We start from the raw sequence: 17,983 nt of genomic DNA on the forward strand, positions 1-17,983 counted from the left end.
TTACCGTTGCCCCCCGCCTGCGGTATGCCTGTAGCTCCATGACCCAAGCCCAGCGAGGCCCCTGACATGTCATCACCCCAGATCCCCGCCACGAGCGAGCCGTTGCGTCTGCACGTGCCCGAGCCCAGCGCCCGTCCCGGCGAGGCCACCGACTTTTCCTATCTGAAGCTGAGCCCCGCCGGCGCGGTCGACAAGCCGCCCGTGGACGTGAGCGCCAGCCAGACCGCACCGCTGACCAGCCAGCTGATCCGCGTGCTGGATGACAACGGCGACGCCGTGGGCCCGTGGGCCGCCGATATCGACGACGCCGTGCTGCTGCGTGCCATGCACGCCATGCTCAAGACGCGCGCCTATGACGCGCGCATGCTGATCGCCCAGCGCCAGAAGAAGACCTCGTTCTACATCCAGTGCCTGGGCGAGGAAGCCATCGCCGTCGGCCAGACCCTGGCGCTGCGCGATGACGACATGCAGTTCCCGACCTACCGCCAGCAGGGCATCCTGGTCACCAAGGAAGTGCCGATGGTGGACATGATGTGCCAGGTGCTGTCCAACGCGGCCGACCCGCTGAAGGGCCGCCAGCTGCCGATCATGTACTCGTACAAGGATTACGGCTTCTTCTCGATCTCCGGCAACCTGACCACCCAGTACATCCAGGCGGTGGGCTGGGCGATGGCCTCGGCGATCAAGGGCGACACCCGCATCGCCACCGCATGGGTAGGTGATGGCGCCACCGCCGAAGGCGATTTCCACGCCGCGCTGACCTTCGCGCACGTGTACCGCGCCCCGGTCGTGCTCAACGTGGTCAACAACCAGTGGGCGATCTCCACCTTCCAGGCCATCGCCGGCGGTGAGAACACCACCTTCGCCGCGCGCGGCGTGGGCTACGGCATTCCGTCGCTGCGCGTGGACGGCAACGATCTGCTGGCCGTGTACGCCGCTTCGCGCTGGGCCGCCGAACGTGCCCGCAGCAACCTGGGGCCGACCCTGATCGAGTGGGTCACCTACCGCGCCGGCCCGCATTCCACCTCGGATGATCCCTCCAAGTATCGCCCTGCCGACGATGCGCAGCAGTTCCCGCTCGGCGATCCGATCGACCGCCTGAAGCAGCACCTGATCAAGCGTGGCCTGTGGAGCGAGCAGCAGCACGACGCGCTCCGCGCCGAACTGGATGCCGAGATCCTGCGTGCCCTCAAGGAAGCCGAGACCCACGGGTTGCTCGGCAGCGACAACCGTCCCGGTGCGGCCCTCATGTTCGAAGACGTCTACAAGGACATGCCCGAACATCTCCGTCGCCAGCGTCAGCAGTTGGGAGTCTGAACACATGAGCGGGATTGAACAGAACAACACCGGCGGTACGCCGATGACCATGATCCAGGCGCTGCGCTCGGCGATGGACGTGATGCTGGAACGCGACGACAACGTGGTGATTTTCGGCCAGGACGTGGGCTACTTCGGTGGCGTGTTCCGCTGCACCGACGGCCTGCAGACCAAGTACGGCAAGCAGCGCGTGTTCGATGCGCCGATTTCCGAGAACGGCATCGCCGGCGCGGCGATCGGCATGGCCGCCTACGGCCTGCGCCCGGTCGCTGAAATCCAGTTCGCCGATTACATCTACCCGGCCTACGACCAGATCGTCTCCGAAGCGGCGCGCATGCGCTATCGCTCCGGCGGCAGCTTCACCTCCTCGCTGGTGTTCCGCACCCCGTGCGGCGGTGGCATCTACGGCGGCCAGACCCACAGCCAGAGCCCGGAGGCGATCTTCGCCCATGCCACCGGCCTGCGCACCGTCATGCCCTCCAACCCGTACGACGCCAAGGGCCTGCTGATCGCCTCGATCGAGAACGACGATCCGGTGATCTTCCTGGAGCCCAAGCGCCTGTACAACGGCCCGTTCGACGGTCACCACGACCGCCCGGTCACCGCGTGGTCCAAGTACCCGGACAACCTGGTGCCGGAGGGCTACTACAACGTGCCGCTGGACAAGGCCGCCATCGCCCGCGAAGGCAAGGCACTGACGATCGTCACCTACGGCACCACTGTGTGGGTGGCCAAGGCCGCCGCCGAAGATGCCGGGATCGATGCCGAAGTGATCGACCTGCGCAGCCTGTGGCCGCTCGACCTGGACGCCATCGTCAATTCGGTCAAGAAGACCGGCCGCTGCATCGTGCTGCACGAAGCCACCCGCACCTGCGGCTTCGGCGCCGAACTGGTCGCGCTGGTGCAGGAGCACTGCTTCTATCACCTGCAGGCCCCGGTGGAACGCGTTACCGGCTGGGACACCCCGTATCCGCACGCGCAGGAATGGGACTACTTCCCGGGTCCGTCCCGGGTCATCGATGCAATGCAGCGCGTGCTGGAGGACTGAACCATGGGACATCACGTCATCAAGATGCCGGACATCGGTGAAGGTATCGCCGAAGTCGAACTGATCACCTGGAAGGTCGAGGTCGGTGGCCCGGTCGCCGAAGACCAGGTCGTGGCCGAGGTCATGACCGACAAGGCCATGGTCGAGATCCCCTCGCCGGTCGCCGGTACCGTGGTCTCGCTGGGCGGCAAGCCCGGCCAGATGATGGCCGTGGGCAGCGAGCTGATCCGCCTGGAAGTGGAAGGTGCCGGCAATGCCAGCGCCGCCAGTGCGCCGGCTGCCGCAGCGCCCGCCGAGCCGGTTGCTGCACCCAAGGCTGCTGCACCGGCAGCTGCACCTGCGGCCGCCGCCGAACCTGCACCGGTTGCAACGCCGGCCAAGGCTGCCGCAGCGCCCGCGCCCGCCCCTGCCGCCAAGCAGGACGCGCGCGGCGCGGTCACCAACGGCGTGCTCAACGCCGGTGAAGCCCCGCTGGCGTCGCCGGCCGTGCGCCGCCGCGCCTGGGACCTGGGCATCGAGCTGCGCTACGTGCCGGCCACCGGCCCGGGCGGTCGCATCCTGCAGGCCGATCTGGACGCCTACGCCGCCGCCGGTGGCAAGGCGCAGCCGGTTGGCGGCACTGCCGGCGGCAGCAGCTACGCGCGCCGTGCCGGCGAGCAGCAGGTGCCGATCATGGGCCTGCGCCGCAAGATCGCGCAGAAGATGCAGCAGTCGTGGTCGACCATTCCGCACATCACCTATGTGGAAGAAATCGACGTCACGGAAGTGGAAGCCCTGCGCGCCAAGCTCAACGAGCGCTGGGCCAAGGAGCGCGGCAAGCTGACCCTGCTGCCGCTGCTGGCACGCGCCGTGGTGCTGGCCGCACGCGACTTCCCGCAGATGAACGCCCGGTTTGATGACCAGGCCAACATCGTGACCCGCTATGAAGGCGTGCAGCTGGGCATCGCGACCCAGAGCGAGGTCGGCCTGTCGGTGCCGGTGGTCGCGCATGCCGAGTCGCTGGACCTGTGGCAGACCGCCACCGAGATCGCGCGCCTGGCCAATGCCGTGCGCGTCGGCAAGGCAACGCGTGAGGAGTTGTCCGGCTCCACCATCACCATCAGCAGCCTCGGTGCCGTTGGCGGTGTGGTGTCGACCCCGATCATCAACCATCCGGAAGTGGCGATCGTCGGCGTGAACCGCATCATCGAACGCCCGATGTTCCGCGAGGGCCAGGTGGTGGCGCGCAAGCTGATGAATCTGTCGTCCTCGTTCGACCATCGCATCGTCGATGGCATGGATGCGGCCGAGTTCGTGCAGGCGATCCGTACGCGCCTGGAAACCCCGGCCCTGCTGTTCGTGGAGTAAGCGATGTCCAATACCCTTCAAACCCAGCTGCTGATCATCGGAGGCGGTCCCGGCGGTTACATCGCCGGCATCCGCGCCGGCCAGCTCGGCGTCAAGACCATCGTGGTCGAGGGCGTCAATCCGGGTGGCACCTGCCTCAACATCGGATGCATTCCGTCCAAGGCGCTGATCCATGCCGCCGAGGAATTCGCCAAGGTCACCGCGTATGCGGCGGGCACCTCGCCGCTGGGCATCAGCGTGCAGGCCCCGTCGCTGGACCTGGCCAAGACCGTCGCGTGGAAGGCCGGCATCGTCAAGAAGCTGACCGGTGGCGTCAGCGCGCTGCTGAAGAAAAACGGCGCGCAGCTGATCAAGGGCTGGGCCACGATCGTCGACGGCAAGACCGTCGAGATCGCCGGTGCCGCCGAAGACGGCGGCACGCTGCGCATCAGCTGCGAGCACCTGCTGCTGGCCACCGGCTCGGTGCCGGTGGAGCTGCCGTTCCTGCCGTTCGGCGGCAAGGTCATCTCCTCCACCGAAGCCCTCTCGCCGACCTCGCTGCCGAAGCAGCTGATCGTCGTCGGTGGCGGTTACATCGGCCTGGAGCTGGGCACGGTCTACCGCAAGCTCGGCTGCGAAGTGACGGTGGTGGAGGCCCAGGAACGCATCCTGCCTGCCTACGACGCCGAGCTGACCAAGCCGGTGGCCACGCATCTGGAGAAATCCGGCGTGAAGCTGCTGACCGGCCACAGCGTGCTCGGCCTGGCCGACAACGGCCAGCTGCGCGTGCGTGACAAGGACGGTAACGAAATCGCGCTGGACGCCGACCAGATCCTGGTCGCGGTCGGCCGTCGCCCGAAGACCGACGGCTTCAATCTGGAATCGCTGCAGCTGGATCTGACCGGCAAGGCGATCAAGATCGACGACCAGTGCAAGACCTCGATGCGCAACGTGTGGGCCATCGGCGATGTCGCCGGTGAGCCGATGCTCGCGCACCGTGCGATGGCACAGGGCGAACTGGTGGCTGAGATCGTCAGCGGCAAGAAGCGCCACTTTGTGCCGGCCGCGATTCCGGCGGTGTGCTTCACCGACCCGGAAATCGTGGTGGTCGGGCTGTCGCCGGACGAAGCCAAGGCGCAGGGCATCGAGACCAAGGTCGCGCTGTTCCCGTTCGCGGCCAATGGCCGTGCGATGTCGCTGGAATCCTCCGATGGCTTCGTGCGCGTTGTCGCACGCAGCAGCGACCACCGCATCCTCGGCTGGCAGGCCGTGGGCGTGCAGGTCTCGGAACTGTCGATCGCCTTCGTGCAGTCGATTGAGATGGGTGCCACGTTGGAAGATATCGCCGGGACGATCCATCCCCACCCGACGTTGGGTGAGGCGGTGCAGGAAGCGGCGCTGCGTGCGTTGGGGCATGCGTTGCATATCTGAGGCATCTGCACGGCGCTGCTGAGGAATCGGCAGCGCTGGATGTCCAGGCAGTAAAAGAAACGGCCCGCACTGCGGGCCGTTTCTTTGTGTTGCTTCCGGTATGCCGCAACGAGCGGCCGTGCCTGTTGGCGGTGGCGGCCACCGGCCCTCCATGCCGCCGGGCGCGTTACCGCCCGTCCTGGGGCGCTCCGCCCGCCTGGCTTACGCGCGTCGCGGCAAGAATCCAGGTCATGTCCGAGGTCGACCACGGCACGATGTGTGGCGACCGCGCCGGCAAGGGCGCCGCATCCGTCGGCCAGCCATCGATACCGGCCGCGGCCTGCACCTCCACCGGGCCACTGTCCGCCGGCCAGCGCAGCTCTATTCCGTCCGGGCCCGGTGCCTGCCAACGCAACCGCGACCAGCGGTCCGCCTCGTCCAGCAGTGGCGCGTCCTCGCCCTGCAGCTGCACATTGCGCACGACGGCCCCGCTCTTGAGCCGTACGCGGAGTTCGCGTGTGCCTGCCGGTGCCAGCACGCGCAGTATCGACTGGCCGGTATCGGCAGCGTAGTAACGCTCGAAACGCACCGGCCCCGGCACCGCAATGGCCTCGGCCTTGGTCGCCCAGACAGCCGTCAGATCCATCGCGGGTATCGGAATGCGTACAGGCTCAGCCTGCGCGCCGCCCAACGCACGTCGGCTCCAGTCAGACAACTGCGGCAGTAAACTGACGCGGTGGTAGTGCTGGTTGTCTGGATCGGCGACGAACAGCACCTGGGACAGTTCGGGGTAGCGCGTGCGGTCCGCCTGGGTCAACGACGCGGCAGCCAGCAGACCCGCAGCCGCCAGCAGCGTCACCAGCGCAGCGATCACCAAGCCGCGCCCACCCTCGGCCACACGTACCCACGGCAGGAGCAGTACAGCCAGCCACGCGAACGGCAATGCCAACACTTCCGGCGTTCCGAAGCCGATGGCCTCGAACAGCTGCAGCGCGAAGTGAAAGACATGGGCCAATGCGAATGCGGTGATCACCGCCGCAGCAATCACACGCAGCGCGGTCAGCGGCGCGTGCGCCGGCAGCAGCCAGGCCACCGCGGCCACCGCCAGCAGCGGCCACAGCAGCAATGGCGCCAGCTCCGGCGCGAGCACCTGCACCACCGCGCCGATGATCCAGGCCACCAGCAAGGCACCCAATCGCACGCTTTCACCGCGCGCAGCGGTCCCCGCGCTGGTCCAGGCCAGCAGCGCCACCAGCACGCCCAGCAGCAGCCCGATCACATCCACCCCACCCCGCAGCGAAGCGCACGCACCGGCCACCAGCGCCAGCGCGGCAGCCGGTTTGCGTGCCGCCTTGCAGGCCAGCAGTGCGCCCAGCGCCAGCACCACGCCGATCGCCAACAGCCCCTCGCCTGCCGCCAGCTTGGAGAATGCCGCCAGCAGGTCGCGATTGTTCACCAGCGTGGCATCGCCGCCGCCCAGCAACCGGTAGGACACGCGCACGGCCAGCGCCACCGACAGCAGCGCCAGCGGCCACCAGGCCACGCCACTGACCACGCCCCGCCAGCCGCCCTGGCTGAAGGTGGCCCGGCGTGCGACCACGACAAGGACCAGCAGTCCAATCGCCAGCACGCACCAGCCGGACCACGTCGGCACGTTGATCATCCAGCCGCCGGGAAGATCGCTATAGATCGCATCTTGGGTGGAGGTCGGCAGCGTCGCCGAGGTCGCCAGCTGGCGCACCATAGGCAGCACCTGCGCGCCCATGTGCTGCACGCTGCCCGGGTCGAGGTTCGCCACGCTCGCGGTCGCGGCGTGGTAGTCGATCTGGCTGCCGATGATCGCGAAATTGAGCCCGGGAATACCCTTCTGCGCCGGCACCGTGAAGTCGGTGCCGTTGGGCATGTAGCGGTAGACGAAGCCGGTCAGCGAATTGCCCAGCGGCTGCGGCGCGAGTTTGGCGAACGTGCCCAGCAGCGCCGCATTGCCCGGCCCGGTTTCGAACAGCACCGCACGGCCACTGCTGCCGCGCGCCTCCAGATTGATGACGGTGCCGATGCGCGACGCCAGCGGATGCGACGCGAAGAACGCACGTGCGCCGAGCAGGCCGGCCTCCTCCGCATCGGTGAACAGGAACACCACGTCACGCTGCCGCACGTCGCTCTGCAGCGCACGGGATATCTCCAGCATCACCGCCACGCCAAGGCCATCGTCGGCCGCGCCGGGCGAATGGGGGACGGTGTCGTAGTGCGCCATCAGCAGCACCGCCGGCAGACTGCGATCGTGGCCCGGCAGTACCGCGACCACGTTCTCGACATTGGCCGCTCGCACGCCACGTCCGTCGCCCTTGCCGTACTCGGCAGCCGCCTGACCACGCTGCACGGATACCTGGAGTCCAGCCTGCTGCAGGTGGTTTACCAGTTGGTCGCGAACCCTTTCCGCAGCCGCTGAGCCGGTGGGATGCGGTTCGGCCGCGATCCAGCTCAGGTACTGCATCGCGCGTGCGGCCGAGAACTCAGCCGTGGCGATGCTGGCGGGCTGCGGCTGCGGGGTTTTCTGTGCGCTCCAGGCGGACCATGCGGCGATGACGATGCTGAGCAGCAGCAGTGGCAGCGCGTACCGTGCGGCGCCGCGGGATGATCGGAGCGCGCTCATGCGCGCCCCCTGTGATCCAGGTCATTCGCCAGGCTGCAGAAGAGCGGGATAACGAGCACAGGGGCAATCCAGCAAGGATGACCTTCACAGGATTACAAAGCAGTTTCCGATCTGTCAAACAATTTTCTGATCAGCCAAGATGCGGATTCCCCTCGTGATTCACCGCGGAGCTGGGAACGCCGAAGCACCGGTCGAACGCCCAGTTGTATGCAAACGTATAGAAAGGGATGTAGACGATGAACACCAGGTCCAGGACAAATGCCTGGATCAGCGTAATGCCCAGCCACCACGCGATGAGCGGGACCAGAAAACACACCAGGGTGAGCTGGAACGCTACGGCATGCAGGACGCGTCGGCCTACCGTGCGCGTCCGGTCGCGTTGCCGTCGCTCCCATGCCTCGAACAGGTAGTTGAAGCTCACGTTCCATACCGTGGCGATCCCCGTGATCATCAGCGCCAGCAGCCCTGTCGTCGCCGGTGACTTGCCCGTCAGCACGGTCATGACCATCGCTCCCACCACCAGTCCAAGAAGCTCATAGCCCCCGACGTAAATCACCTTGCGTTTTACTCCCTGCATCACATCCTCCTGCTTGGTCACTGGCGAAGGGTGTGGATGCTATATTCAGAAAGGTTGATTGAAAAAGTCATCTCCTTTCAGAAGCACTGACAGATACATGTCCCTGTCCAGCGAAGACATCGATCTCTTCCTCGCGGTGGTCGACCACGGCTCTTTCTCCGGCGCGGCCCGCGCGTTGCGCCGGGTGCCGTCAGCCGTGAGCATGGGCATCGCCAACATCGAGGCCGGATTGGGCTATCCCCTGTTCGACCGCTCGCGCCGCGAGGCGTTGCCGACCGCACAAGCGTTGGCCCTGGTGCCCCACGCACGTTCCGTCGCCAGCAGGCTGCGGTTGCTGCAGATCCATGCCGTGGAGCTGTCGCAGGATCTGGAGAGCACCCTGACGGTGGCCGTCGCCGCCGGTGTTCCAGACCAGGCGATGCTGGAGGCACTGGCGCAGGTAGGCTTCCGGTACCCGCTGCTGCGGGTGAACCTGCTGCGACAGCCCCAGGACCAGGTCCGGGAGAGGCTGCACCAGGAACTGGCCGACCTGGCCCTGCTGCCCGTCTCGACAGAGGTGGATCGGGAAGAAGCCTTTACCCATGTCGCCGACATGCTTTTCGTCGCCGTCGCTTCGGCCACGGCGGATACGCCCGGCCTCCCGGCAGACCTGCGGCGCCTGGAGGATCTCAGCGGCAGCCGCCAGATCGTCATCGCTGGACCCGGCGACGGTGTCGCAGACCGGCGGCTGCTGGTCTCCGATGCCCGATGGCACGTGGACTCGGTTGAAGCGGCGTTGGGCCTGGTGTCGCGCGGCGCCGGCTGGGCCAACCTGCCTATGGATGTTGTTGAGGTCGCCGTTGCTGCTGGTCGCGTGAGGGTGCTCGCGTTCGACAACCTGGCCAACGGCGTCACGATGCCGGTGCATCTGGTGTGGCTGCGCAGAAAACCGGTGCGACGGGCCGCTGGGGACGTGATCGCGCTGATGCGCCAGGACCCCCACTGACGTGAGGCGGAAACGCAGCGGAGCGGAATGCCGACTGCAGTGCTCTTGCATGTCATGTAAACAGAAAGTAACGAAAAAGCCCGCATTTCTGCGGGCTTCCTTGTAGGTCAGGACATCTGGATACCAGCCAACGCCGGAACCGGACTCATTCCCACTCATCATCAGCAGGTCTCGCAAGCCCGCGTGGCTAAAGGGATTTTCGATGATCGACAGGGGCCCTTACCGTCGCTTTTACCGTCATCCGACAAGAGCTTTGTCTGGTGCGGAAGATGGAGAGATTTGCAGGGCGACGACTCTGGCAACACCATCGTCAATCACCTTCTGGGATAGCGCAGACAAGCGCAGCGGTCTTCCTCCTATCCTCACTTCACTGAGACCTTCGAAATCGCCTGCCCTCCCCTCTTGAACCCATGATCCCGCGCGCTTAGCCGTTCAACAGGCGGCCGCCGTCAAGTACGATTTCAGAGCCGACCGTCCAGCGCGACTCGTCGGATGCCAGGTACAGCACTGCTTTGGCCACCTCGTCGGAGGTACCGAAGCGGCCAAGCGGAATGGTTGCCGCGATCGCTTTGTTAACCTGCTCGCGATACGCTTCCGGAATACCGGCCTTGTCGTAAAGCGGAGTCTCGACGGGGCCAGGGCTCACTGCGTTGACACGGATGCCGCGGCCCAGCAGTTCGGTCGAGAGCGTCTTCGACATGTTCAGCAATGCGGCCTTCGTTGCGGCATACACCGACGAGCGATCTGCGCCTGCATGCGCGCTGACGGAAGTGGTCAACACGACGGAAGCAGGATTTGCGAAGACCGGCAAAAGCGCCTGCATCAGGAAGTACGGCCCTTTGACGTTGATGTCGAAAATGCGGACGAACATGTCTTCCGTCCATTCCTCAATGGGCCGCCAGATGGATACGCCGGCATTGAGGAAGGCAACGTCGAGTTGGCCGTAGTGTTCCTTGATGGCTTGTGCCAGCTCCCTTTGTGCAGCAACGCTGGCCGAGTCGGCGCGCAGCACCGGCACTTCCGGGCCCAGTTCGGCCTGGGCCCTTGCAATCGAATCGAGGTTGACGCCCGTTACGATCACGCGAGCGCCCTCCGCCAGGAACTGCTTTGCCGTTTCCAGCCCGATGCCACTGGTGCCGCCAGTAATGAGAGTACGTTTACCTTGCAAGCGCGCCATTTGAATTCTCCGGTGAATGACGACCACCGTGGTCGACATGGAGAAATATGCGCTCATGCCCCACAGCAGATAAGACTGTCTGTTCGCATATAATTCATGCAGATCAGGCATGAATAGAGGCGGCTCCGTGGACCGATTTCTTTTGATGACATGCTTTGCGCGTGCTGTGGAAACCGGGAGCTTTTCGGCAGCAGGGCGGGATCTAGGGTTGGGGCAGCCCAATGTGAGCCGCTATGTAGCAGCTCTGGAGGATCATCTGCAGACGCGCTTGCTACACCGGTCTACGCGGAAGTTGTCCTTGACGCCGGAGGGCGAACGCTACTACGCGGACATCCGGCGCATCCTGGATGCGGTGGATGAATCCGAATCGTCCTTCAGGAGCAACGTCGACCCATCAGGGCTCTTGCGCGTAGCCTGTCCTACAGCTCTCGCACATGCGTTTGTGCTGCCGCACGTGCCGGCCTTTCTGGAGCGCTACCCTCAATTGAACTTGGATCTCCAACTCAACGATCGATACGTAGACCTGGTCAATGAAGGCACCGAACTCGCGATCCGCATAGGACAGCTGGAGGACAGCGCCCTGCGCGCGCGGCCTCTTGGATGGTATGAGCGGGTCTTCGTCGCCAGCAAGGACTACTTGGCCAAACGTGGAGTTCCGCAGACCCCGGATGATCTACGCGACCACGATTGCATCATCTACACCTTGCTGTCGTCCGGGGCGACCTGGCGATTCCGGGACGCGGAAATTCCGATCAGCGGCAGGCTCAGGGTCAACTCGCCCGACGCCGTGAGTGCAGCGGTCGCAGCGGGCCTGGGTGTGACACATGGACCTGCGTGGCTCTTTCAGGACGGACTGAACAGCGGCAGATTGCAGTTCATTCTCAGCAACCATACGGCTCCCCCTGTCCCGGTGCAGATGGTCTACGTCGCCAACAGGCTGCTTCCGACGCGGGCCATCGTGTTCATGGATTTCATGGCTGACGTGTTCTCAAGGATTCCAGCCTTGAACGGCAGCATGCCTGTGCCGACTCGATAAGACGAGACGACAAAGCGTGCGTCCAGAAATGAAAAGAGCGCCGAAGCGCTCTTTTCCTTTACTCGATCAACCAGCAGGATCACTCCCACTCAATCGTAGCCGGCGGCTTCCCCGAGATGTCATAGACAACCCGCGACACCCCCCGCAGCTCATTGATGATCCGGTTGCTCACCGTACCCAAAAACTCATACGGCAGATGCGCCCAATGCGCCGTCATGAAATCGATGGTCTCCACCGCACGCAGCGCAATCACCCACTCATAAGCCCGCGCATCCCCCACCACGCCCACCGACTTCACCGGCAGGAACACCGCGAACGCCTGGCTGGTCTTGTCGTACAGGTCGGCCTTGCGCAGCTCATCAATGAAGATGGCATCGGCCTTGGCCAGCAGCTCGGCGTATTCGCGCTTCACTTCGCCGAGGATGCGCACGCCCAGGCCCGGGCCCGGGAACGGATGGCGGTAGACCATGCTGCGCGGCAGGCCGAGCTCAACGCCGAGGCGACGCACTTCGTCCTTGAACAGCTCGCGCAGCGGCTCCACCAGGCCCAGCTTCATGTGCTCCGGCAGGCCGCCCACGTTGTGGTGGCTCTTGATCACGTGCGCCTTGCCGGTCTTGCTGCCGGCCGACTCGATCACGTCGGGGTAAATGGTGCCCTGTGCCAGCCACTTGGCGTTGCTCAGCTTGTTGGACTCTTCATCGAAGATGTCCACGAACAGGTTGCCGATGATCTTGCGCTTGGCTTCCGGATCGCTCACGCCTTCGAGCTTGCTGAAATAGCGGTCCGCGGCATTCACGCGGATCACCTTGACGCCCATGTGCTCGGCGAACATCGCCATCACCTGGTCGCCTTCCTGCCAGCGCAGCAGGCCGGTATCGACGAACACGCAGGTCAGCTTGTCGCCGATCGCCTTGTGCAGCAGCGCGGCCACGACGGACGAATCGACGCCGCCGGAGAGGCCCAGGATCACTTCGTCATCGCCCACCTGTTCGCGCACGCGGGCGATCTGGTCGTCGATGATGTTGGCGGCGGTCCACAGGGTTTCGCAGCCGCACACATCCACCACGAAGCGGCGCAGCAGCGCCTGGCCCTGCAGGGTGTGGGTCACTTCCGGGTGGAACTGCACGCCGTACCAGCGCTTTTCTTCGTTGGCCATCGCGGCCACCGGGATGCGATCGGTCACGGCGGTGACGGTGAAGCCCGGCGGCGCGACGGAGACGTGGTCGCCGTGGCTCATCCAGACATTCAACTTCGGCTCGCCGCCGTGGTCGCTCAGGCCCTTGAACAGCGCGTCCGGGGCGACGACGTTGACTTCGGCATGGCCGAACTCACGCTGGTCGGCCGCTTCGGTGGCGCCACCGAGCTGGGCGGCCAGGGTCTGCATGCCGTAGCAGATGCCGAAGATCGGCAGGCCGCTGTCGAATACTTCCTGCGGTGCGGCAGGCGCACCCGGCAGCGTGGTCGATTCCGGGCCACCGGACAGGATGATGCCCTTGGCGCCGAACGCGGCGATGTCGGCCGGGTTGTGGTCCCATGCCCAGATCTCGCAGTACACGCCGAGTTCGCGGATGCGGCGCGCGATCAGCTGGGTGTACTGGGCGCCGAAATCGAGGATGAGGATCTTGTCGTTATGGATGTTGGTCATGGTGCCCGGGCAATGCAGGAGTAAATACGGGAAACACAGCGTCGTTACCGGCGGCCGATAGAGAAAGAGGAACGGGAATCAGCTTCCTCGTTCCTCTTTGCTCATGCCGCATCAGGCGCGGTAGTTCGGCGGCTCTTTGGTGATCTGCACGTCGTGGACGTGGCTCTCACGTTGGCCGGCGCCGCTGATCTTGACGAACTTCGGCTTGGTGCGCATGTCATCGACGGTGCCGCAGCCCACGTAGCCCATGGTGGCGCGCAGGCCGCCCATCAGCTGGTGGATGATGCCGCCGACCGGGCCGCGATACGGCACGCGGCCTTCGATGCCTTCGGGCACCAGCTTGTCGGCGCTGGAGGCGTCCTGGAAGTAGCGGTCCTTGGACCCCTTCTCCATCGCGGCCAGCGAGCCCATGCCGCGGTAGCTCTTGTAGGAGCGGCCCTGGAACAGCTCGGTCTCGCCGGGCGATTCCTCGGTACCGGCCAGCAGGCCACCGATCATGATGGTGGAGGCACCGGCGGCGAGCGCCTTGCCGATATCACCGGAGTAGCGGATGCCACCGTCGGCGATCAGCGGGATGCGATCCTGCAGCGCCTCGGCGACCAGGTCGATCGCAGTGATCTGCGGCACGCCGACACCGGCGACGACGCGCGTGGTGCAGATCGAGCCCGGGCCGATGCCGACCTTGACCGCGTCCGCACCGCTGTCCAGCAGCGCCAGTGCGGCTTCACCGGTGCAGATGTTGCCACCGACGACCTGCACCTGCGGGAAGTGCTTCTTGACCCAGCTGACGCGGTCCAGCACGCCCTGCGAGTGGCCGTGCGCGGTGTCCACCACCAGCACGTCCACCCCGGCGGCGACCAGCGCCTCGACCCGGCGGTCGGTATCGCCACCGACGCCGACGGCCGCGCCGACCAGCAGGCGGGTGGCGGTGTCCTTGGCGGCGTTCGGGTAATCGGTGTTCTTCTGGATGTCCTTGACGGTGATCAGGCCGCGCAGGGCGAAATCATCGTTGACGACCAGGATCTTCTCGATGCGGTTGCGGTGCAGCAGCTGCAGCACTTCATCGGAGGCCGCGCCTTCCTTGACCGTGATCAGGCGATCCTTCTTGGTCATGATGTGGCGGACTGGATCGTCCAGCTCGGTCTCGAAGCGCATGTCACGGTGGGTGACGATGCCGACCAGCTGGCCGCCGCCGTCCACCACCGGCACGCCGGAGATGTTGCGCGCCTGGGTCAGGGCCAGCACGTCGCGGATGGTGGTTTCCGGGCCGACGGTGATCGGGTCGCGGATGACGCCGGCCTCGAACTTCTTGACCTTGGCGACTTCGGCAGCCTGCTGCTCGACGCTCAGATTCTTGTGGATGATGCCCATGCCGCCGAGCTGGGCCATGGCGATGGCCAGGCGGGCTTCGGTAACGGTATCCATGGCAGCCGAAAGGATCGGAAGCTTCAGCCGCAGGTCGCGCGTCAGGCGCGTTTCCAGACTGACGTCCTTGGGCAGGATGATGGAATGAGCGGGGACGAGGGAGACGTCGTCGTAGGTGAGAGCTTCAGCCTGGATGCGCAGCATCGGCATACCCGAGATGTGGGGAAGCGCGACATTTTACCCTGATTCGGGCGTCTTTGGCAGGGGTCAGATGCGACGCTGTGTCGCGCCGACGGTCGGGGGGTAGAGCCGACCGTTGGTCGGCTGCCTCTGGATCGATCTGCCACCGCGCCAAGAGCAGCCGACCAACGGTCGGCTCTACCAGGGGCGGCAGCCCAGGACCGCAGGGGCGGCAGGTGTCGGCCGGTCCGGGATCGCGGCCACAGCCTGCGCCGGCCAGCGGCCGGCACTACCCGGGTCAGAACGCCTCGGCCGCCTCGATCGTGTTCTGCATCAGGGTGGCCACGGTCATCGGCCCTACCCCGCCCGGGACCGGGGTGATCCAGCTGGCGCGCTGGGCGGCGGCCTCGAAGCCGACATCGCCGACCAGGCGGCCGTCATCCAGGCGGTTGATGCCCACGTCGATCACCACGGCGCCCGGCTTGACCCACTCACCCGGGACGATGCCGGGGCGGCCCACCGCGACCACCAGGATGTCGGCATTGCGCACCGACTGCTCCAGCACGTCCTTGGGGGTGAACTTGTGGCAGCTGGTGACGGTGCAGCCGGCAATCAGCAGCTCCAGCCCCATCGGGCGGCCGACATGGTTGCTGACGCCGACGATGGTGGCATTGCGGCCACGCACCGGCTGGTCGGTATGGCCGAGCAGGGTCACGATGCCGCGCGGGGTGCACGGGCGCAGGCCGAACTCACGCAGGGCCAGATGGCCGACGTTTTCCGGGTGGAACCCGTCCACGTCCTTGCGCGGGTCGATCCGGTGGATCAGGCGGTTGGCGTCCGGGATGCCCGGCAGCGGCAGCTGGACGAGGATGCCGTGGATCTTGGGATCGGCGTTGAGCTGGTCGATCAGGGTCAACAGCTCGGCCTCGGTGGTGCCGGCCGGCAGGTCGTAATCGAAGGCTTCGATGCCCACTTTCTCGGCCGCACGGCGCTTGTTGCGCACGTACACGGTCGAGGCCGGGTCGCCACCCACCAGCACTACGGCCAGGCCCGGACGGCTGCCACCGGCAGCCAGGCGGGCATCGACCCGGACCTTGAGGCTGTCCAGCAGGTCTTCGGCGATGCGGCGGCCGTCGAGAATGCGGGCGGAAGAGACGGTGTCGGGGGTCGGTGAGCTCATCGAGGGCGGCAGGCGTGGGGGCGACGGTCGGCTATTGTCCCTGATTCGGCCCGCCCCGCCCACCGGTAGCGCCGGCGCCTTATTCTTCTTCGGGCACCTGGTCGGCGTTGAGCGTGCGCGCCTTGCGCTTGGGCGCGGTGAACGGCGTGGGCGTCGGCACGCCCGGCAACGCGCTGCCGAACACCATGTGCGCGCCGGCGCGCAGGTCGCCGCCCGCCATCTCCAGCTCGAAGCGTTCGGCATCCCGCTCGCGGATCTGCTCGGCGATCTCGCGCGCATCATCCGGATCCGCGCCCAGCTCCATCAGCGCGGCCTGGCCGAACTGCAGGGCCGATTCAAAGGTCTCGCGGATCTGGAAGTCCACGCCGGCATGGATCAGGCGCAGCGAATGTTCGCGATCGAACGAGCGCACCAGCAGCTTGGCCTGGGGGAACTCGTGGGTGACCAGTTCGACGATGCGATCGGCATCCTGGTCGTTGTTGACGCACACTGCGATCGCACGCGCTGTCCCTGCGCCAGACGCATGCAGCACATCCAGGCGGGTGCCGTCGCCGTAGTAGATCTTGAACCCGAAACGCTCGGCGTTGTGGATCATGTCCACGTCGTTGTCGATGATGGTCACATCCACGTCGCGCGCCAGCAGCGACTGGCTCGCCACCTGGCCGAAGCGACCGAAGCCGATCAGCAGCACGCTGCCGGACAGGCCGTCGGCTTCTTCGACGCCGTCGAGCGAGACTTCGCGATCCGGCATCAGCTTGTCGTGCAGCAGCACGAACAGCGGCGTCAGCGCCATCGAGAGCACGACGATCGCGGTGAGGTTGGCGTTGACCTGCACGTCGATCACGCCGGCTACCGCCGCGGCGGAGAACAGCACGAACGCGAACTCACCGCCCTGCGCCATCACCACGCCGCGGTCCAGCGCCTGCCGATGATCACTGCCGAGGATCCGCGCGACCACGTAGATGCAGACCGCCTTGGCCAGCATCAGCGCGAACACGCCGGAGACGATCAGCGGCCAGTTGTTGGCGACCACGGTGAGGTCCAGCGCCATCCCGACGCTGAGGAAGAACAGGCCGAGCAGGATGCCGCGAAACGGCTCGATGTCCGCTTCGATCTGATGGCGGAAGGTGGACTCGCTGAGCAGCACGCCCGCGAGGAACGCGCCCATCGCCATCGACAAGCCACCCAGCTGCATCAGCAGCGCGGCGCCGAGCACAACCAGAAGCGCGGCCGCCGTCATCACTTCGCGCGCCTTGGCGGCAGCAAGGATGCGGAACAGCGGATTGAGCAGGAAGCGGCCGACCAGCACCAGGCCGACGATCGCGCCGGCGGCGATACCCACGGTGACCCAGCGCGAGCTCTCGCCCGCATCGCTGTGCACCGGCGCCATGAACGCGACCACGGCCAGCAGTGGCACGATCAGCAGATCTTCGAACAGCAGGATCGAGACGATCTTCTGGCCGGTGGGCAGCGCGATGTCGCCGCGCTCGGCGAGCAACTGCATCACCACCGCGGTTGAGGTCAACACGAAACCGGCCGCGCCGATGAAGGCCACCGGCAACGGGAAACCGAGCAGCATGCACACGCCGGTCAGCACCGTGCCGCAGACCACGATCTGCAGTGTGCCCAGCCCGAAGATCTCGTTGCGCAGGCTCCACAGATGCGAGGGCCGCATCTCCAGGCCGATCACGAACAGGAACATCACCACGCCAAGCTCGGCGGTATGCAGGATGGCCTGCGGATCGGAGAACCACCCGAACCCGAACGGGCCGATGGCCAGCCCGGCGGCGAAATAGCCCAGCACCGAGCCCAGCCCAAGCCGGCGGAACAGCGGCACCATGACCACGGCCGCACCCAGCAGCGCCACTACTTTCACCAGTTCACTGGCACCTGCTTCCACCGCCATGCGGTTGCTTCCCCGGACTGCACAAGATGGGTCAACGATAGGGCAAAGCGCGGAAGGGCAATAGCGCGGATGATGCGTTTAATCGTACTGAATTCAGAACGATATCGAACCTGGATGCCAGATCGTCCCGAAATCGCGACCGAACCCAGCGGTAGAGCCACGCCATGCGTGGCTGCGC

At 65.9% G+C, this 17,983-nt stretch carries 13 protein-coding genes; 6 read left to right on the forward strand and 7 right to left on the reverse strand.

Annotated elements, in window-relative coordinates; genetic code table 11:
- Nucleotides 1-66 precede the first annotated feature (66 nt).
- The 4 genes from PV764_RS02440 to lpdA are packed head-to-tail and all read left to right on the forward strand — an operon-like array spanning nucleotide 67 to nucleotide 5,122.
- On the forward strand, nucleotides 67-1,317 hold the full coding sequence (locus tag PV764_RS02440; protein WP_102788364.1) for a 3-methyl-2-oxobutanoate dehydrogenase (2-methylpropanoyl-transferring) subunit alpha: 1,251 nt from the start codon (nucleotides 67-69) through the stop codon (nucleotides 1,315-1,317).
- A gap of 4 nt (nucleotides 1,318-1,321) precedes the next feature.
- On the forward strand, nucleotides 1,322-2,365 hold the full coding sequence (locus PV764_RS02445; RefSeq protein ID WP_421116130.1) for an alpha-ketoacid dehydrogenase subunit beta: 1,044 nt from the start codon (nucleotides 1,322-1,324) through the stop codon (nucleotides 2,363-2,365).
- A gap of 3 nt (nucleotides 2,366-2,368) precedes the next feature.
- Nucleotides 2,369-3,712 (forward strand): dihydrolipoamide acetyltransferase family protein, encoded by a 1,344-nt coding sequence (locus PV764_RS02450; protein ID WP_421116131.1) that lies wholly within the window; start codon nucleotides 2,369-2,371, stop codon nucleotides 3,710-3,712.
- A gap of 3 nt (nucleotides 3,713-3,715) precedes the next feature.
- Entirely contained in the window at nucleotides 3,716-5,122 is a 1,407-nt protein-coding gene (gene lpdA, locus PV764_RS02455) for a dihydrolipoyl dehydrogenase (RefSeq protein WP_421116132.1), read from the forward strand.
- 166 nt (nucleotides 5,123-5,288) lie between these two features.
- Here lpdA and PV764_RS02460 read toward each other — a convergent pair whose 3' ends face one another.
- Complete coding sequence (locus PV764_RS02460) at nucleotides 5,289-7,754, reverse strand: M20/M25/M40 family metallo-hydrolase (RefSeq protein ID WP_421116133.1); 2,466 nt, start codon at nucleotides 7,752-7,754, stop codon at nucleotides 5,289-5,291.
- A gap of 130 nt (nucleotides 7,755-7,884) precedes the next feature.
- Nucleotides 7,885-8,331: a PACE efflux transporter gene (locus PV764_RS02465; protein ID WP_421116134.1), complete on the reverse strand. Its 447-nt coding sequence runs from the start codon at nucleotides 8,329-8,331 to the stop codon at nucleotides 7,885-7,887.
- Between the two features lie 97 nt (nucleotides 8,332-8,428).
- Here PV764_RS02465 and PV764_RS02470 point away from each other — a divergent pair, with 97 nt between their 5' ends.
- Nucleotides 8,429-9,316, forward strand: a complete 888-nt coding sequence (locus tag PV764_RS02470) for a LysR family transcriptional regulator (RefSeq protein ID WP_421116135.1) — start codon at nucleotides 8,429-8,431, stop codon at nucleotides 9,314-9,316.
- 424 nt (nucleotides 9,317-9,740) lie between these two features.
- Here PV764_RS02470 and PV764_RS02475 read toward each other — a convergent pair whose 3' ends face one another.
- Nucleotides 9,741-10,493, reverse strand: coding sequence for an SDR family oxidoreductase (locus PV764_RS02475; protein ID WP_399622258.1), 753 nt, complete (start codon nucleotides 10,491-10,493; stop codon nucleotides 9,741-9,743).
- A gap of 145 nt (nucleotides 10,494-10,638) precedes the next feature.
- Between PV764_RS02475 and PV764_RS02480 the strand changes: the two genes are divergently transcribed.
- On the forward strand, nucleotides 10,639-11,529 hold the full coding sequence (locus PV764_RS02480) for a LysR family transcriptional regulator (RefSeq protein ID WP_421116190.1): 891 nt from the start codon (nucleotides 10,639-10,641) through the stop codon (nucleotides 11,527-11,529).
- A gap of 79 nt (nucleotides 11,530-11,608) precedes the next feature.
- Here PV764_RS02480 and guaA read toward each other — a convergent pair whose 3' ends face one another.
- The 4 genes from guaA to PV764_RS02500 all read right to left on the reverse strand — a co-directional run bounded on the left by guaA (nucleotide 11,609) and on the right by PV764_RS02500 (nucleotide 17,805).
- The gene (guaA, locus tag PV764_RS02485) at nucleotides 11,609-13,174 is read right to left on the reverse strand and encodes a glutamine-hydrolyzing GMP synthase (protein ID WP_421116136.1); all 1,566 of its coding nucleotides are present in this window, start codon (nucleotides 13,172-13,174) and stop codon (nucleotides 11,609-11,611) included.
- Nucleotides 13,175-13,285: 111 nt separating this feature from the next.
- Nucleotides 13,286-14,743 carry an IMP dehydrogenase gene (gene guaB / locus PV764_RS02490; RefSeq protein ID WP_046273777.1) on the reverse strand — a complete coding sequence of 486 codons (1,458 nt, stop codon included), beginning with the start codon at nucleotides 14,741-14,743 and terminating at the stop codon, nucleotides 13,286-13,288.
- A gap of 274 nt (nucleotides 14,744-15,017) precedes the next feature.
- Nucleotides 15,018-15,899, reverse strand: a complete 882-nt coding sequence (gene folD / locus PV764_RS02495) for a bifunctional methylenetetrahydrofolate dehydrogenase/methenyltetrahydrofolate cyclohydrolase FolD (RefSeq protein WP_019183081.1) — start codon at nucleotides 15,897-15,899, stop codon at nucleotides 15,018-15,020.
- A 79-nt stretch (nucleotides 15,900-15,978) separates the two neighbouring features.
- The gene (locus PV764_RS02500; protein WP_102788358.1) at nucleotides 15,979-17,805 is read right to left on the reverse strand and encodes a monovalent cation:proton antiporter-2 (CPA2) family protein; all 1,827 of its coding nucleotides are present in this window, start codon (nucleotides 17,803-17,805) and stop codon (nucleotides 15,979-15,981) included.
- Nucleotides 17,806-17,983 lie beyond the last annotated feature (178 nt).

This window comes from Stenotrophomonas sp. AS1, from assembly GCF_048957655.1.
GTDB classification, from domain to species: Bacteria; Pseudomonadota; Gammaproteobacteria; order Xanthomonadales; family Xanthomonadaceae; genus Stenotrophomonas; species Stenotrophomonas bentonitica_A.

Coding starts and splice junctions, on each gene's coding strand:
- PV764_RS02440 (WP_102788364.1), top strand. CDS start 67: ATGTCATCACCCCAGATCCCCGCCACGAGCGAGCCGTTGCGTCTGCAC.
- PV764_RS02445 (WP_421116130.1), top strand. CDS start 1,322: ATGAGCGGGATTGAACAGAACAACACCGGCGGTACGCCGATGACCATG.
- PV764_RS02450 (WP_421116131.1), top strand. CDS start 2,369: ATGGGACATCACGTCATCAAGATGCCGGACATCGGTGAAGGTATCGCC.
- lpdA (WP_421116132.1), top strand. CDS start 3,716: ATGTCCAATACCCTTCAAACCCAGCTGCTGATCATCGGAGGCGGTCCC.
- PV764_RS02460 (WP_421116133.1), bottom strand. CDS start 7,754: ATGAGCGCGCTCCGATCATCCCGCGGCGCCGCACGGTACGCGCTGCCA.
- PV764_RS02465 (WP_421116134.1), bottom strand. CDS start 8,331: ATGCAGGGAGTAAAACGCAAGGTGATTTACGTCGGGGGCTATGAGCTT.
- PV764_RS02470 (WP_421116135.1), top strand. CDS start 8,429: ATGTCCCTGTCCAGCGAAGACATCGATCTCTTCCTCGCGGTGGTCGAC.
- PV764_RS02475 (WP_399622258.1), bottom strand. CDS start 10,493: ATGGCGCGCTTGCAAGGTAAACGTACTCTCATTACTGGCGGCACCAGT.
- PV764_RS02480 (WP_421116190.1), top strand. CDS start 10,639: ATGACATGCTTTGCGCGTGCTGTGGAAACCGGGAGCTTTTCGGCAGCA.
- guaA (WP_421116136.1), bottom strand. CDS start 13,174: ATGACCAACATCCATAACGACAAGATCCTCATCCTCGATTTCGGCGCC.
- guaB (WP_046273777.1), bottom strand. CDS start 14,743: ATGCTGCGCATCCAGGCTGAAGCTCTCACCTACGACGACGTCTCCCTC.
- folD (WP_019183081.1), bottom strand. CDS start 15,899: ATGAGCTCACCGACCCCCGACACCGTCTCTTCCGCCCGCATTCTCGAC.
- PV764_RS02500 (WP_102788358.1), bottom strand. CDS start 17,805: ATGGCGGTGGAAGCAGGTGCCAGTGAACTGGTGAAAGTAGTGGCGCTG.